Raw genomic sequence first — 14,260 nt, 5'->3', positions numbered from 1 at the left:
CACCTTGGGATGTGAGTGAGCAAGTGGGTGTGGGTCAGCGCCAGGTGGCGGGGCGTGGGCCGAGGCGCGGGTCGCGGGAGCGCGGTCGCCGCCGTTGCCGGGTACGGACGGGGCCGGTGCCGGGTCCGGCGAGGCCCGCCCGGTAGAGGCCGTACGCGATGCGCCGGCGCGCGGCCGACTCCAGTTCGTCCTTCAACGGGCCGTCACGCAGCACGGCTTCGGGCCCCAGCAGTCCTTCGACGACGGCGAGCGCGCCGTCGATGTCCCCGTGGTCGAGCCGTTCGCGTACGCCGGTGAGGCAGTCCGGGCGGCGGTGTGCCTCGTCGATCACCCGCAGACAGGGCAGCGGCGGGCCGCCGAGCGCCACCAGCAGTTCCTCGCGCCGCAGTTCGTCCGGGGCGTGGTCCAGCGGGGACAGCACCCCGTCGACCAGGCCGATGCGGTGGAGGACACCCCGGCACTCCACGAGGCGTGGCTGCCCGCCCGGATCCGGGTGCGGCATCCGGGCGGCCGGTGCGTATCCGGGTACGAGCGCCTCCGCGACCAGCGGATGCAGCCGCCCGGCGTCGATCAGCCCGGCGTGCAGCAGCTCCAGGTCGGGGAGGGTCCAGGTCGCCGCGTCGGGCAGCACGGGCAGCGAACCGGTGTGCCCGCCGGGGCTCGTGGTCGCCGTCCCGTCGGCCGCGAGGTGCAGGGCGAGCCGCTGCCGACCGCGCAGGTGCACGGCGACGGTTCCGCTGTCCCGCCCCTCGGCACGCAGCACGATCCGCGCCTCGTCCGCCCAACGGTCCGTGGCACACGACGACGACGCCGGACCGGCACCGGAGTGGGTGCGCGGTTCAACGGCGAAGCCCGAGTGGGTGCGCGGTTCAACGGCGAAGCCCAAGTCGGCACGCGGTTCGACGACGAAGCCCAAGTCGGTACGCGGTTCAACGGCAAAGCCGAAGTCAGTACGCGGTTCGACGGCGAAGCCCGTGCACGCCCCTTCGCCGCCGGACCGGGTCCGCAGGTCGCCGGCGGCGCCCGCGTCCCACAGATGGCGGTGCAGGTCGAAGCGGAACCGGCGGCTGGGGCGCGGATGCGGATGCCCCCGGGCGGCGGGCTCGCCCAGGTTTCCGTCCCAGAGCGCGAGGCTGATCCGCTGCCCTGCGTCGGCCCAGGCCGGCGGTGTCCGGGCCACGAGCTCCACGGAACCCTGCCCGACGCCATAGCCGGCGAGCGGCATGGTCAGCCCGGGCCGCAGCAGCCCGTCGGGCGCGATTCTCGGCAGGTGCCAGCGCAGCAGGTCGGGGGCGAGCCGTCGCAGGTCGGCACGGACCCGTTCCATGACGTCCCGGCCCCGGGTACGGCCCAGGTCACGCAGGTTGAGGTCGACGTCGAAACCGGCGGCGGCACACGCCCCCGCCCAGTCCCCGGCAGCGCGCCGGACGGTCGCGGTTTCGATCATGGCGGGCGGCACGGCGAACTCGCGCACCCGCCGCCAGAGGAAGAGCCGGGTGTCCTCGTACACGGGGTGAGTGGCCATCAGCACTCACCTTGCGTGGACGGGACCCCCGATCTGTGAACAGAGTGAGTGGTCATCGCGGGGAGCATACGGCGGCGGCGCCCCGGTCGGCCACGCAATTACGCGGCGGTCGGCACGTGACCGGGATCACCTCGGCCGAGTGCAGCGTTCCGTCGCTCCCAGGGCCTTTTCCCAGGTGTAGGCAGCCGGGGAGAGCGGGGACCGTGGGAACCGAGGGAACGGAGCAGGCTCGGGCCGGTGAGTACGACGAGTTCGTGGCGGCCCGCTGGTCGGGGTTGTTCCATCTGGCCCGTCTGCTCACCGGTGGCGATCGGCATCGGGCCGAGGATCTGTTGCAGGAGTCCTTGGTCAGACTGTGGTTCGTCTGGCCGAAGATCGCCGACGAGGCACCGGAGGCGTACGTCCGCAAGGTGCTGGCCCGGGCGGCCGCGCGCTCGGCACGGCGCCGCTGGTGGGGCGAGCGCCCCGTCGAGGATCTGCCCGAGGTCGCGGCGGCCGGCGACCTGTCGGCGGCCGTCGCCGAGCGGTCCCGTCTGGAGGCCGCGCTCGCCCTGCTGACCCCGCGCCAGCGGGCCGCGGTCGTCCTGCGCTACTACCAGGACCTGCCCGACCGGCAGGTGGCCGAGGTGCTGGGGTGCCCGGTGGGCACGGCCCGGTCGCACGCGGCACGCGGTGTGGCCCGGCTGCGCCGGCTGCTGGCCGACGTCGTCGAGCCGGTGGGGTGAGGGAGAAGCCATGGATCACTTCGAGCGGCAGCTGACGCAGTTGATGCACGGCGAACGGGAACCGGCGGCGTTCGAGCCCAGGCACCGGGACCGGCTGCGGGCCGGTGTGCAGGCCCGGCGGCGGGCCCGCGCGGCCCGGCGGGCGGCCGGCGGTGTCCTCGCGGCCGCGGGGCTCGGCCTCGGTCTCTTCCTGTGGCCCCATTCCGGTGTCCATGGCGAGCCGGGCGCGCCGCACCCGTGGCCCGCGACCAGCCCCGGCCCGAGCACGGGTACGACACCGGGGCCGAGCCCCTCCCCCACCGCACCGGCCACCGGCGCCACGACCTCGGCCCCGCCGCCCGAGGACACCTCCACGCCCTCGGCCACCGTCTCGGCCACAAGCGGTCACTCGGCCTCGTCGACGCCGTCCGGGACGACCACCCCGGACTCGGGCGCGACCTCGTCGGAGAGCGCGTCCACGGACACGTCCGGGGACTCCACGCCCACCTCGTCCCCTCCGTCGGCGCCCACGACCGAGGGAGCCGACCCGTCGACCTCGGCCGGCTCGGCCGGGTAGCGAGCAGCCCTCCGTCCCTCATCCCTCCCCGCCGGGTGTGCCTTCGGCGCGCCCCGAGAGCGAGTACGAATGCGAAAAAACACCATGAAACGCAGTCAGTTCATGTCTCCCAAAGCCACCTCGCCGACCCCGGCTCCCCCACTCCCGACCTACCACGACGAGCCGGTCCTGGACCTGGCCGTGCCGGTGTTCAACGAGGAGACCGACCTGGAGCCGAGCGTGCGACGGCTCCATGCCCATCTGCGGGAGACGTTCCCCTACCCCTTCCGTATCACCGTCGCCGACAACGCCAGCACGGACGCCACCCCGCTGATCGCCGCCCGGCTCGCCGGTGAACTGCCCGAGGTGGAATGGATACGGCTGGCCGAGAAGGGGCGCGGCCGGGCGCTGCGGGCCGCCTGGTCGCGATCGCGGGCACCCGTCCTCGCCTATCTCGACGTGGACCTGTCGACCGGGCTCGCGGCGCTGCTGCCGCTCGTCGCCCCGCTGCTCTCGGGCCACTCCGACCTGGCCATCGGCACCCGGCTGACGCCCGGCTCCCGGGTGGTGCGCGGTCCCAGGCGGGAGATCGTCTCCCGCTGCTACAACGTCCTGCTGCGCTGCACCCTTTCGGTCCGGTTCTCGGACGCGCAGTGCGGTTTCAAGGCGGTACGCCGGGACGCCGCCGAGCGGCTGCTGCCGCTGGTGCGGGACTCCGGCTGGTTCTTCGACACCGAGTTGCTGGTCGTCGCCGAGCGGGCCGGGCTGCGCATCCACGAGGTGCCGGTCGACTGGGTGGACGACCCGGACAGCCGGGTCGCGCTGCTGGCCACCGCGGTGGCCGATCTGCGCGGTATCGCGCGGGTCGGCTGGGCACTGGCCCGGGGCGCGCTGCCGACGGCCCGGCGAGAACGGCGGTCCGCGACACCGGCGGTCGTCACGGCTCTCGGACATCTCCTGCTGTACGCGGCCGTGCGCCCGGCCACCGGGGAGCAGATGGCCAACTCCCTCTCACTGCTGGCCTGTTGGACCCTCGCCCAGATGGCCCTCGGTGCGCTTCCGCTGCCCGCCCTGGCCGTCCGGCTGGCCCTCACCTCCGGTTCGCTCGCCGCCCTGCGGCACACCGTGCCCGCCGCCGGGCACCGCGCCGAAATCGCCGTACTGACCGCCGCCCATCTGGCCCTCGTGCCGGGGATGTTGCCGCTCCGGCGGAACCGGACGGAGTCCGCGGCCTCGTGAAAACGCCTGTGACGACACCTGTGACGATCACGCCCCGGGCCCTGACCGGGGCCCCCGCTCCCGGTGCTCCGGAGACCCCTGTTCTCCGGCGGTGGCTGCGCCGCTACGGCCCGGTCCTCGCGATGTACGGGGTCCTGAAGCTCATCGGCTTCGGCTCGTTCATGTATCTGCTGGACTCGGCCGGGGACTTCCGCAGGAAGCATCCGCGCTTCGGGGGCGGCGCGCACACCTGGGACGTGCTGGGCACCTGGGACGGCTGGTGGTACCAGCAGATCGCCCTGCACGGCTACCACCCCGCGCTGGTCCCGGTCCCCGGCGCCACCGGCCTGATCACCCTCCAGGGCAACTCGGCCGCGTTCTTCCCGCTGTACCCGGCGCTGATGCGGCTGGCCATGGAGGTCACCGGTCTCGGCCCGTTCGGTGCCGGGCTGCTGGTGTCGGTGGTGGCCTCGTTCGTGGCGGCGCTGGGGATCCATGCCGTCGCCGCCTGGTTCGGCGGCCGTCGGGCGGGGCTGGCGGCGGCCGGGCTCTGGGCCGTGTGGCCGGGCTCCGGCGTGGAGTGGGCGGTCTACTCGGACTCGCTGTACGTGGCCCTCGCCGCCTGGGCCCTGTATGCGGTACTGACCCGCCGCTGGCTGACGGCCGGTGTGCTGACCTTCGCGGCCGGGCTCAACCGGCCCACCGCCGCGGCCCTGATCGCCGCGCTCGCCCTGGCCGGGCTGCTCGCGCTGCGTCGCCGCGAGGACGGTGTCGCCCGTCCGCTGACCGCGATGCTCGTCGCCCCGCTGGGCCTGCTCGGCTACCTCGGCTGGGTGGGCCACCGGATGGGCGACTACGGCGGCTACTTCAGGCTCCAGTCGGCCGCGTGGGGGCACGAGTTCGACTACGGCAGGCAGACTCTGGACGTCCTGACGTCGGTCGCCGTGGGCCATTTCGGCTATCTCTTCGCGCTCCCGTTCGCGGACGTGATCGGTGTCGGTGTCGTGCTGCTGGACCTCGCACTGCTGCCGCTGCTGATCCGGCTGCGGCCGCCGGCGGCGCTGGTCGTCCACACGGTGCTCACCCTGGCGCTGGTGCTCGGCAGCCAGCAGTACTTCGCGAACGTCTCGCGCTATCTGCTGCCCGCCTTCCCGCTGTTCGTCCCGCTCGCGGTCGCACTGCGCCGGGTCGGCCTGCCCTGCCAGTGCCTCGTGCTGGGCCTCGCGGCACTGGCCTCCGGCTCGTACGCGGGGTACGCGCTGTTCGAACTCGGGGTGCCCTAGGGGTGCCCGGCGGATCAGAGGCGGACGGACGATTCACTGATATGGCATCCGAAGGATCGATTTATCATGCCTCGGAGGGGTGACATCACGTATCGGGATCCGTTGCTCGGGGATGGAGTACGCGGCGGGCCCGGATACGTCCTGGGTCCGCGGGCTCCTCGGGGAGTCACCCTCAGACAGAAACGGTTTTCATGCGCCTTCGCCACACCGCGGCCGCCGCATTCGGTGCGCTCGCTCTCGTCGTCACCCTGCCGGCCTCCGCGAGCGCCGCCACCGGTGACTTCTCCTACAAGTTCGTGGGCCTCGACGGCTCGCCCCGGTCGGCCACTCTCCATGACCCGGGCGGCCCTGGCTGCATCACGCTGCCCGAGGTCGCGGACCCGGGCAGCTCCGAGCCCGCGTTCGCCCCGCACAACAACACCGATGAATGGGTGATGGTGTTCACCGAGCCGGACTGCACTGGCGATTCCTGGACGCTGCGTCCGCACGGAAACCCCGCCACGGACCGCCTGACGCTGCGTTCGGTGTTTCTGACCGGCCGCCACTGAGCGAAAGCCGCCGTCTCCCTGTCGTCGAATCATCGACCGTGGTGAACTCCGCCCGGTAGTGCGGGGCACCGCGTCCCACGCCGGCACCAGTTCACCAGCCTCCGCCGGACGAAGCCTCTCCGGCGGAGGCCACGGAGCGCATCGGGGATCTCGATCGCCTCCGGATGCAGAGCGCTTGAGCCCGCGCTCGGTCGGTTCGGCCGGGATCACCGATCGGGATGGGCCATCAGGCCGATCAGGAAGATCGTGATCGAGCGCTCGAGCGTCGCAGCGAAGGGTGTACGGAGGAATACGAGACTCGGGTCGGTGGCGTAGGCGGCCCGCACGGCCGCCGCCGGATGGCTGTGCGTCCACAACGCTCCGACGAGAACGATCGTCATGCTGGCTGCTTCGGCGGCCTCTCGGTCGCCGAGCTCGGGCAGGATCTCCTGCAGCATGCCGGCCAGACCGGCAAGACCGTCATGGGCCCCTCGCTTGTATCTCGCGGCCACCTCGGCGGAGACATTGTGCTCCAGGATGCCGGCCTGGGCGCTGAGCAATTCACAGAGCATCTTCCGGGACGCGAACGATGTGGCCAGACCTGATGCCACCGACTCGGCTCTCGCGATCGCGGAACCGGTCCGGTCGATGCAGGCGGGCAGCTGATCGACCACCTCTGCCAGGAAATCGCGGGTCAGACTCTCCAGGAGGTCCAGCAGGACCGCCTCTCGCGACTCGAAATAGCGTATGACGTTGGACTTCGCCAGTCCCACGCGGCGGCTGAGCTCGTTGAGGGTCACGGCTGAGACCGGCATCTCGCTGAGCATGGTCGCCGCTGCCTCCAGGATGCTCCGGCGGCGGACTTCGCGCTGCTCCTCGCTTCTGGCGCGCTGGAACGTGTTCATACCCATACGTTACAGACCTGCGGTCCCTTGTGTAGAGACCGAAGGTCTCTTATGCTCGAAGAGGCCGCCGGTCTGTTAGGTGAGGCCGGTTCAACGTCAGGCCCTTGCCGGCGTGAAAGCCCCCGCTCCGAAGGCAACTCCGAACAAACAGGAAAGACCGTGACTGAATCCACCACCCCCCGGCCCAAGGCCCTGATCGTCCTGTCGTCGGCACGCCGGCTCCCGCTGAGTGAGCCCGCCGGCCACCCGGGGATACCGACCGGGTTCTTCCTCGTGGAGCTCGCCGCCGTGATGGCGGAGTTCGAGAGCCACTGCGACTTCATCCTGGCTACACCGGACGGCCGGCTGCCCCAGCTCGACGTCAACGGACTCGCTCTCAACTTCCAGGCGGGCGGAAACCTCGGTCTCGCCACCGCCCGCACCACCATGCAGAGCGGAGTCGAGCGGTTCAGCCCCGAGAAGCTGCGTGAGAAGAATCCGGACCTCCTCAAGCGTCGTGAGACCGAACTCGCCCTGGCCCACCGGCTTCTCGGCCGTATCCCGGTCTCCGAGCCGCTTCCCAGGACCGACGCGGAGGCCACCTCCGTCCGAGGCGATGTCGTCGCCGGCTTCGAGGCATTGCCGCAGCGCGAGTACTTGTCCATCCAGCAGCTGATCGAACGACACCGCGATCCCGCATCCGGCTTCTCGCTGGCAGACCTGGCCTTCGTCCACATGCCCGGCGGACACGCCCCGATGGTCGACTTCCACGACAACCCGTGGATGGGGGAGTTGCTCCACACACTGCGCGAAGTCGACGTCCCGATATCACTCATCTGCCATGCCCCGGTGGCCCTCACCTCGGCGCGCTACCGGGTCGACGGCGACGGGAAGATCACGACTGATCTCGACCACGCCTTCAAGGGTGCACGGATCACCACCGTGCCCAAGTACGGCGAAAAGGCGATGCTCGGGTTCCAGTACCCCAAGGTGCCCGGCGAACGCACGCGCCTGACCTACTACGTCGACGTGGCGCTCAAGGAGGCCGGTTACGACGTCAGCCTCACCCTCAATCCCGCGGCCGCCAAGGTGATCTGGGACGCCGACCACTCCCTGCTGACCGGCAACGGACCCCAAGCCGCGGATGAGCAGGCTGGCCGCCTGGCCGAGATCGTGCGCGGCCGGGTGCGCAACTCCTTGTCACATACGCGCTAGACGCACCCTATGCGGTGCAGGAGGCCAGGACGTTCCCCAGCGACCAGCCCCCGCCTGGCTTCGGTCCGGTCCGCCTGGAACAGAATGACGTGGCCGTGCTGCTCCGCAGTGACTCGCTCGCCAATATCAAAGCCGCCAGCAACGCCCTCTTCGGGCCTGGAAGCAACCGGGCGGGCAGCCTGTTCAAGGTGACGAGTATCCGCCAGGGCTTCTCCGGGGGCGGTTTCTACGGGCAACAGGGCCTGCCGAGCAAGCTGGCGCTGGCAGCAAATATCCCCGGTGCGAAGTCGATTCCTCGGGAGGCACAGGGATTCCTCGGCTTCGCTACCACCCTGGATTCGAATATGGGACCTGGCGTCATCGCCAATCTGGAGACCCTGCCTGGCCTCACCGATCAGTGGCCCAACGGTTACTTCAAACAGGGGACCACCATGCATCTCTCCCACCTGTTTCAAGATCTGGTGACCTGGTACGAACAGAACTTCCCTCAGTACTCGGATCGCGTCCAGGCAATGCTCCATCCCGGCCTCTCACCCGCGCCCGCACCGGGTACGCTCGCCCTCCAACCGCCAGGTCAAAGTGAGGCCCAGGTGGCGCAAGGGGTCCAGCGATACCACGGGTACGGCCACACTGGGAGCATGTCGGAGGTGGACAGCACCACATCGCCGAAGACCAGTAACTACGGGAAGGCCTACCCCACGGGTACGACCATCCCCGTGCGCGGCGATTTCGATACGCTGGACAATCCGTTCCACTACACATCCGATCCGACGGGAGACCACTACAGCAAGAAGCCGGCGGCCGGGCTGCACTTCATTCAGTTCCAGCCGACGACAGCAATCTTCAATCTCGTTCGGCTCTCGATGGACGGCCACTATCCCGACAGGACCCTCCCTGTCGCACCGCGCAGTCCCCACGCCGGCATCAACTCGGTCCTGAACACGACCCACCGGCAGAACTATCTGGTTCCACCACGTCGCCATCGCTCCTTCCCGCTCGCCGAGTTCCTCGTCTGACTCAGGGGCTCTCCGGAAGTGCGTGGTGCGTGCTGACACACTTCTTGGCCATGAGTGGACATGATGGGGGCGATGGCGGCACACGGGTCGGGGCCGGTGTGACCTTCGGGCTGCTGGCTGCGTGGGCGGTGCACGATCTGGAGGAAGTGGCGACGGTGCCGGGCTGGGCACGCGGGCGAGTGCCCGGGCTGCGACAGCGGTTTCCGCGAGTGCCGGAACGAATGTGGCAGCGGCTGGAGTCCCTTGACGGGCGAGAGTTCGCAACGGCCGTCGTCGGGATGGCTGTGGTGGTAGCCACCGCTGCTGCCCACCGGCACCGCACCGGTGGACGCTCCGCCTTCTATCAAGGGGCTCTCAACGGGTCCGGGCTGCACGCCCTGGTGCATCTGGCCCAGGCCGCCGCCGTACGTGGATACACGCCCGGTGCGGTCACCTCACCGCTGGTGGTCGTCCCCTTCACGCTGTGGGCTCGCGGCCGACTGCGGCGAGCCGGTGTCCTGCGTCCCAAACGCTCACGCGAGGCGCTACAGGGGCCGGCGCCGGCCGCGGCGGCCACGGCCGGAACGCACATGGTGGCGCGACGGCTTCTGCGCCGGGGGACGAACAACGACCGGCGGATCAGCCCTTCTTGACGGCCACTCCGCCGTAGAAGCCGATCTCCTGGGAGCCCTCCGGCGGGGTGGTGTCCGGGCGCCAGAACGGGACCTGGATCAGGCCGGGTTCGACCAGGCCGAAACCGTCGAAGAACTGCTCGATCCGGGCGCGGGGACGCAGGTTCATGGTGGCGGTCGCGTTGTTGTAGACGGCCTGGGCCTCGCTGCGGTCGTCGGCGAAGTCGTCCGTGGCGTGCGAGAGCACCAGGAAGCTGCCGGCCGGGAGCGCGTCGCGCAGGGTGGCCACGATCCGCTCGGGCTGCTCCGCGTCGCGGATGAAGTGCAGGATGGCGACGAGGAACAGGGCGACGGGCTGGTCGAAGTCGATGATCCGGCGGACCTCGGGGTGCTCGACGACGGACTTCGGGTCGCGCAGGTCGGCGAGGACGATGCTGGTGGTGCCGGCCCGGTTGAGCAGCGCGTCGGCGTGCGCCTTCACGATCGGGTCGTTGTCGACGTAGGCGACGCGGACGTCCGCGGCCGCCTCCTGGGCGATCTCGTGCACGTTCGGCGAGGTGGGCAGCCCGGTGCCGACGTCGAGGATCTGGCGGACCCCGCTGTCGATGACGTGCCGGACGGCGCGCTGCAGAAAGCCGCGGTTGGCCCGCACCGAGATCCACACCTCGGGCGCGACGGCGGCGAGCTGGTCACCGGCCTTGCGGTCCACCTCGTAGTTGTCCTTGCCGCCCAGCAGGTAGTCGTAGATCCGCGCGGGGTGCGGCTTGCTGGTGTCGATCTCCACGGGGCGGGTACCGTCCTGCGTCACGTGTGCTCCTCTCGATGACCGCCCGGCCCCCCTTGGCACACCGACGGCTGGCGACAGCTTTCCATATCAACTTCGGTGCCCGTGCACCGAGTTCCGGCTACGGACCGCACGGCGTTCGTCCCTGTCACGACGTCACGGTCGCCACGGTGGTGCCACCCGCTCGGACCGGCCGGTGGCGGAGTCGCCCGACCCGGACCGACCTGGCTACCATCTGGCCCAGGTGTCCGGGCAGGTGGCCCGGGTTTGGTTGGGGGTTTCTCATGGTTACTGGTCGTGTGGTGCGGTTCGACAGCACGCGCGGGTACGGGTTCATCGCTCCGGACGGTGGCGGAGAGGACGTCTTCCTGCATGTGAACGACATGCAGATGCCGGAGTCCTACGTCCGCCAGGGCGTGGCCGTGGAGTTCGAGATCGAGAGCGGCGAGCGCGGACCGAAGGCGTCCGGTGTCCGGCTCGCCCGGGGAGCCGACGTCCGGACGCTCGGTCCTGACGACGACTCGCTCTGCGACCTGCTGAGCGCCGACGAGTTCACCCGCGAGGTCACCGAGACGCTGCTGGCGTCGGCACCCACGCTCACCGCCGAGGAGATCGTGCGGGTCCGCGGCGCACTGGCCCAGTTCGCGAAGAACCACGGCTGGATCGAGGGCTGACCCGCCCACGGCAGGCAAGGCGGCTGGCTCAGGCGTCGCGGGAGCGGAGCAGCCATCCGCCCGTCGTGAGGGCGGCGACCGCCCACAGGGCCAGTACGCCCAGTCCCTGCCAGGGGCCGACAGGGAGGGTGCCGACGCCGACAGTGGTCTGGACGGCCAGCCCAGCCGTCATCGGCGCGATCTGCTGGACATGGCGCTGCCAGTCCGGGTCGGCGATCACCTGGGCGAGGATCGGCAGGACGAACAGCAGGGCCAGGACGATGCCGATCGCGGTGGCCGAGCTCCGCACGGCGAGCGCCAGTCCCAGGCTCAGCAGGCCGATCAGGACCAGGTAGAGCACCGAGCCGACCGCGGCCCGCAGGGTCGGTCCGTCGGCCGGCGACAGGGCCGGGTATCCGTGTGCCCCGGTGAACCCCCGGCCCGGCCCCACCAGCCGCCCGATCAGCAGCGAGCCGAGCACCGAGACGGTCGCGGCCACCCCCGTCACCGCCGTGAGGACGGCGGCCTTGGCGGACAGCACCATCAGCCGCCGCGGGACCGCCGTGAGGGTGGTGCGCATCATGCCGGTGCCGTACTCGTTGCCGACCATGAGGACGGCGACGACGGCGACCGCGACCTGCCCTGCCATGACCCCGGTCAGGCTCAGCCGCGCGGGGTCACCGCCGCAGCCGGCGGCGTCGCACCGGGACGTCGACACCACCCCGGCACCCACCGCCACGGTCAGCGCGATCACGCCCAGCAGCAGCCAGACGCCGGCCACGTCGGTACGCAGCTTCGTCCACTCCGCGTGCCCGGCCCGCCTCACACGTCCCTCCGGCGCAGCAGCACGACCCCGGCGCCGAACGCGACGGCCGCGTAGGCGCACAGGACCGCGAAACCGGCCCAGGGCGTCAGCGGAAAGTAACCCGAGGACGGCGCATAGACGGTGACCACCTGGTCGTACCGCACAAGGCTCTGCTGGACGGCGAACCCGGCGGCCGGGGTGACCCGCAGCAACCACTCGGCGGCCCCGTCGGGCAGCACGGAGGACGTCGCCAGCAGGTACGGCAGGACCATGCCGACCACGACCACGGTGATGGCGACGGCGCCGCGCCGCAGGATCGTGCCCACGCCGAGGGCGAAGACGGCAGCCACGGCCAGCAGCAGGCCGGTGCCGACGACGACCCGCGCCTCGGTGCCGGCCGGCACGGTGAGCACCGGGAACCCGGCGGCCCGCGAGCGCCGTCCGCCCAGCGGCACCATCACGGCGGCGGCGACCGTTCCGGCGAGGAAGGCCACCCCGCCCACCACGAGCGCCTTGGCCACCAGGACGCGGCCGCGGCGGGGGCTGGCGGCAAGGGTGACGCCGATCAGTCCGCGCCGGTACTCGGCGGTGATGTATCCGGCGGCGACCACCACGACCACGACGAGCCCGGCGAACGCGCCGACCAGGAAGTTCTCGATGCTGCGCACACCGCTGGCGGCCGGACCGCCCACGACCGGGGCGATGTCCCCGGCCCCGGTAACCGCGAACCCGGTACCGGACGGGGTGGCCCGCCCCTTGGTGTCCTGGGTGTAACTTCCGGAGACCCCGGCGCTCTCGCCCACCTGCCGGTACCGCCAACCGCCTTGCGTCCAGTGCCCGCCCAGGGCGATCCGCCCGAAGGTCCCGGTGGCCACCGCGGGTGCGAACCCGGCGCCGGTCCCGGTGGACTGCTCGACCGCCGGCGAGGTCACGAACAGCCCGACCTGTGCGGTGTCGGGGAGCCCGGTGAGCCGTGCGGTGCCGATCTCGGTCCAGGTACGGCCGTCGGCCGACCGGTAGCCGGTGAGGACGTCACCCGCGCGCCGCAGTCTGAGCCAGCCCGGCGACCGCGTGGAGACCGGGTCCGCGGGCCCGGCCATGTCGTGCGTGTAGTCGTACTGCATCCGCACGCCGTGGCTGCCGGTGACCATGACCGCCGCGTACGAAGAGCCCTGTTCCAGGCCGTCCTTGACGATGATGCCGGCCTTCGCCCAGGGCGCGAGGCCGGGTTCGGTGCTGCCGGGTTCGGCGGCGATCACACCGGTCAGCGCGGTGACCGAGACGGTGAGGGTGCCATCGCCCTGAAGTGGCTGGCGCACGAAGGAGAAGTTGTCGTTGACCGCTTCGCCGCCGGGGCCGACGGGCAGGGCCGAACCACCGTCGGCTGCCGCGTTGCCGGCGGCGGTGGCGAGCAGTCCGACCAGACAGACGAGGAGGACGGCGGCGCCGCAGCTCACCCACCAGCCGCGCACGGTACGGAACTTGGTCCATTCGGCGTGCAGCAGCGCGCCGAACCCGCCGAGGGCGGCGGTGGTCATCGGGCCGCCTCCTCGGGCAGGGTGCCACGGTACTGGACGGCATCACGGGTCAGTTCCATGTAGGCCTCTTCGAGGGAGGCGCGGTGCGCGGCGACTTCGGCGAACGGGACTCCGTGGCCGGCCAGGAGCGAGACGACGTTCTCGGCGGCCAGCCCTGCGACGGTGACCGTGTCGGGTCCGGTGGAGCTGACGGTGGCGCCGGAGCGGGCAAGGACGGTCATGGCCCGGGTGCGCTCCGAGGTGCGCAGGGTGACCTGGCCCCGGGAGACCGACTCCAGCAGTTCGCGCACGCTCATGTCGGCGACGACCCGGCCCCGGCCGACGACGATCACATGGTCGGCGGTGTCCTGGAGTTCGCCCATGAGGTGGCTGGAGACCAGAACGGCCCGGCCCTCCCCGGCGAGGGAGGCGAGGAAGCCGCACATCCACCGGAAGCCTTCGGGGTCAAGACCGTTGAAGGGCTCGTCGAGCATGATCGCGGGCGGGTCGCCGAGCAGGGCGGCACCGATACCGAGCCGCTGTCGCATGCCCAGCGAGAAGCCGCCCGCCTTCCGGTTCGCCACGTCCGCCAGGCCGACCTGCCGGAGCACCTCGGTGGCGCGTCCGGCGCGCAGGCCCTGAGAGTGCGCCAGCCACAGCAGATGGTGGCGGGCGGTGCGGGCGGGCTGGACGGCGGCGGCGTCGAGCAGCGCCCCGATATGGGTGAAAGGAGAGCGCAGCTCCTGGTAGCGGCGGCCGCCGACCAGAGCGCTGCCCCGGTGGGGCCGGTCCAGGCCGAGGATCACCCGCATCGTGGTGGACTTGCCGGCACCGTTCGGGCCGACGAAGCCGGTGACCTGTCCGGGTCGGACGGTGAACTCCATCCCGTCCAGCGCCCGCACGCTCCCGAAGCGCTTGTGTAAGTCCCTGACCTCGATCGTCGTTTCCATGCCCGCCAGGCT

15 protein-coding genes are annotated in these 14,260 nt (G+C 71.3%); 9 read left to right on the top strand and 6 right to left on the bottom strand.

The annotated features are described in order from the left end of the window. Positions 1 to 34 precede the first annotated feature (34 nt). A complete protein-coding gene (locus tag ACWGJB_RS16160; RefSeq protein ID WP_453380796.1) occupies positions 35 to 1,525 on the bottom strand; it encodes a hypothetical protein in 1,491 nt (496 codons plus the stop codon). Between the two features lie 203 nt (positions 1,526 to 1,728). On the opposite strand from ACWGJB_RS16160, the gene ACWGJB_RS16155 reads away from it, so the two are divergent. From ACWGJB_RS16155 to ACWGJB_RS16135, 5 genes are all read left to right on the top strand, one after another. Continuing rightward, positions 1,729 to 2,250 carry a SigE family RNA polymerase sigma factor gene (locus tag ACWGJB_RS16155; RefSeq protein ID WP_453380795.1) on the top strand — a complete coding sequence of 174 codons (522 nt, stop codon included), beginning with the start codon at positions 1,729 to 1,731 and terminating at the stop codon, positions 2,248 to 2,250. A 10-nt stretch (positions 2,251 to 2,260) separates the two neighbouring features. Then, positions 2,261 to 2,806, top strand: coding sequence for a hypothetical protein (locus ACWGJB_RS16150; protein WP_453380794.1), 546 nt, complete (start codon positions 2,261 to 2,263; stop codon positions 2,804 to 2,806). A gap of 102 nt (positions 2,807 to 2,908) precedes the next feature. Continuing rightward, complete coding sequence (locus ACWGJB_RS16145; RefSeq protein WP_453380793.1) at positions 2,909 to 4,024, top strand: dolichyl-phosphate beta-glucosyltransferase; 1,116 nt, start codon at positions 2,909 to 2,911, stop codon at positions 4,022 to 4,024. A gap of 122 nt (positions 4,025 to 4,146) precedes the next feature. Beyond that, positions 4,147 to 5,286 carry a hypothetical protein gene (locus ACWGJB_RS16140; RefSeq protein ID WP_453381006.1) on the top strand — a complete coding sequence of 380 codons (1,140 nt, stop codon included), beginning with the start codon at positions 4,147 to 4,149 and terminating at the stop codon, positions 5,284 to 5,286. A 191-nt stretch (positions 5,287 to 5,477) separates the two neighbouring features. Next, positions 5,478 to 5,834: a hypothetical protein gene (locus ACWGJB_RS16135; RefSeq protein WP_453380792.1), complete on the top strand. Its 357-nt coding sequence runs from the start codon at positions 5,478 to 5,480 to the stop codon at positions 5,832 to 5,834. 206 nt (positions 5,835 to 6,040) lie between these two features. Here ACWGJB_RS16135 and ACWGJB_RS16130 read toward each other — a convergent pair whose 3' ends face one another. After that, entirely contained in the window at positions 6,041 to 6,718 is a 678-nt protein-coding gene (locus ACWGJB_RS16130; protein WP_453380791.1) for a TetR family transcriptional regulator, read from the bottom strand. A gap of 159 nt (positions 6,719 to 6,877) precedes the next feature. On the opposite strand from ACWGJB_RS16130, the gene ACWGJB_RS16125 reads away from it, so the two are divergent. From ACWGJB_RS16125 to ACWGJB_RS16115, 3 genes are read left to right on the top strand one after another with little or no spacing between them, the layout of a single operon-like run. Beyond that, entirely contained in the window at positions 6,878 to 7,912 is a 1,035-nt protein-coding gene (locus tag ACWGJB_RS16125; RefSeq protein ID WP_453380790.1) for a hypothetical protein, read from the top strand. Positions 7,913 to 7,926: 14 nt separating this feature from the next. Continuing rightward, positions 7,927 to 8,928, top strand: coding sequence for a DUF7405 family protein (locus tag ACWGJB_RS16120; protein WP_453380789.1), 1,002 nt, complete (start codon positions 7,927 to 7,929; stop codon positions 8,926 to 8,928). Between the two features lie 50 nt (positions 8,929 to 8,978). Then, positions 8,979 to 9,560 carry an HXXEE domain-containing protein gene (locus ACWGJB_RS16115; RefSeq protein ID WP_453380788.1) on the top strand — a complete coding sequence of 194 codons (582 nt, stop codon included), beginning with the start codon at positions 8,979 to 8,981 and terminating at the stop codon, positions 9,558 to 9,560. Here the strand turns inward: ACWGJB_RS16115 and ACWGJB_RS16110 are convergent. Further along, a complete protein-coding gene (locus tag ACWGJB_RS16110) occupies positions 9,547 to 10,347 on the bottom strand; it encodes an SAM-dependent methyltransferase (RefSeq protein WP_453380787.1) in 801 nt (266 codons plus the stop codon). The genes ACWGJB_RS16115 and ACWGJB_RS16110 overlap by 14 nt on opposite strands. 260 nt (positions 10,348 to 10,607) lie before the next feature. Here ACWGJB_RS16110 and ACWGJB_RS16105 point away from each other — a divergent pair, with 260 nt between their 5' ends. Continuing rightward, on the top strand, positions 10,608 to 10,997 hold the full coding sequence (locus ACWGJB_RS16105) for a cold-shock protein (RefSeq protein WP_453380786.1): 390 nt from the start codon (positions 10,608 to 10,610) through the stop codon (positions 10,995 to 10,997). A 28-nt stretch (positions 10,998 to 11,025) separates the two neighbouring features. Here ACWGJB_RS16105 and ACWGJB_RS16100 read toward each other — a convergent pair whose 3' ends face one another. Genes ACWGJB_RS16100 through ACWGJB_RS16090 form a run of 3 tightly spaced genes read right to left on the bottom strand, consistent with a single transcriptional unit; the run spans position 11,026 to position 14,248 of the window. Beyond that, entirely contained in the window at positions 11,026 to 11,802 is a 777-nt protein-coding gene (locus tag ACWGJB_RS16100; protein ID WP_453380785.1) for an ABC transporter permease, read from the bottom strand. Further along, positions 11,799 to 13,319: an ABC transporter permease subunit gene (locus ACWGJB_RS16095; protein WP_453380784.1), complete on the bottom strand. Its 1,521-nt coding sequence runs from the start codon at positions 13,317 to 13,319 to the stop codon at positions 11,799 to 11,801. The genes ACWGJB_RS16100 and ACWGJB_RS16095 overlap by 4 nt, the downstream gene beginning before the upstream one ends. After that, positions 13,316 to 14,248, bottom strand: coding sequence for an ATP-binding cassette domain-containing protein (locus ACWGJB_RS16090; RefSeq protein WP_453380783.1), 933 nt, complete (start codon positions 14,246 to 14,248; stop codon positions 13,316 to 13,318). Before ACWGJB_RS16090 ends, ACWGJB_RS16095 begins: the two co-directional genes overlap by 4 nt. Positions 14,249 to 14,260 lie beyond the last annotated feature (12 nt).

It is taken from the genome of Streptomyces sp. NPDC054813, assembly GCF_053611365.1.
This window is presented reverse-complemented; position numbering and strand designations above follow the sequence as displayed.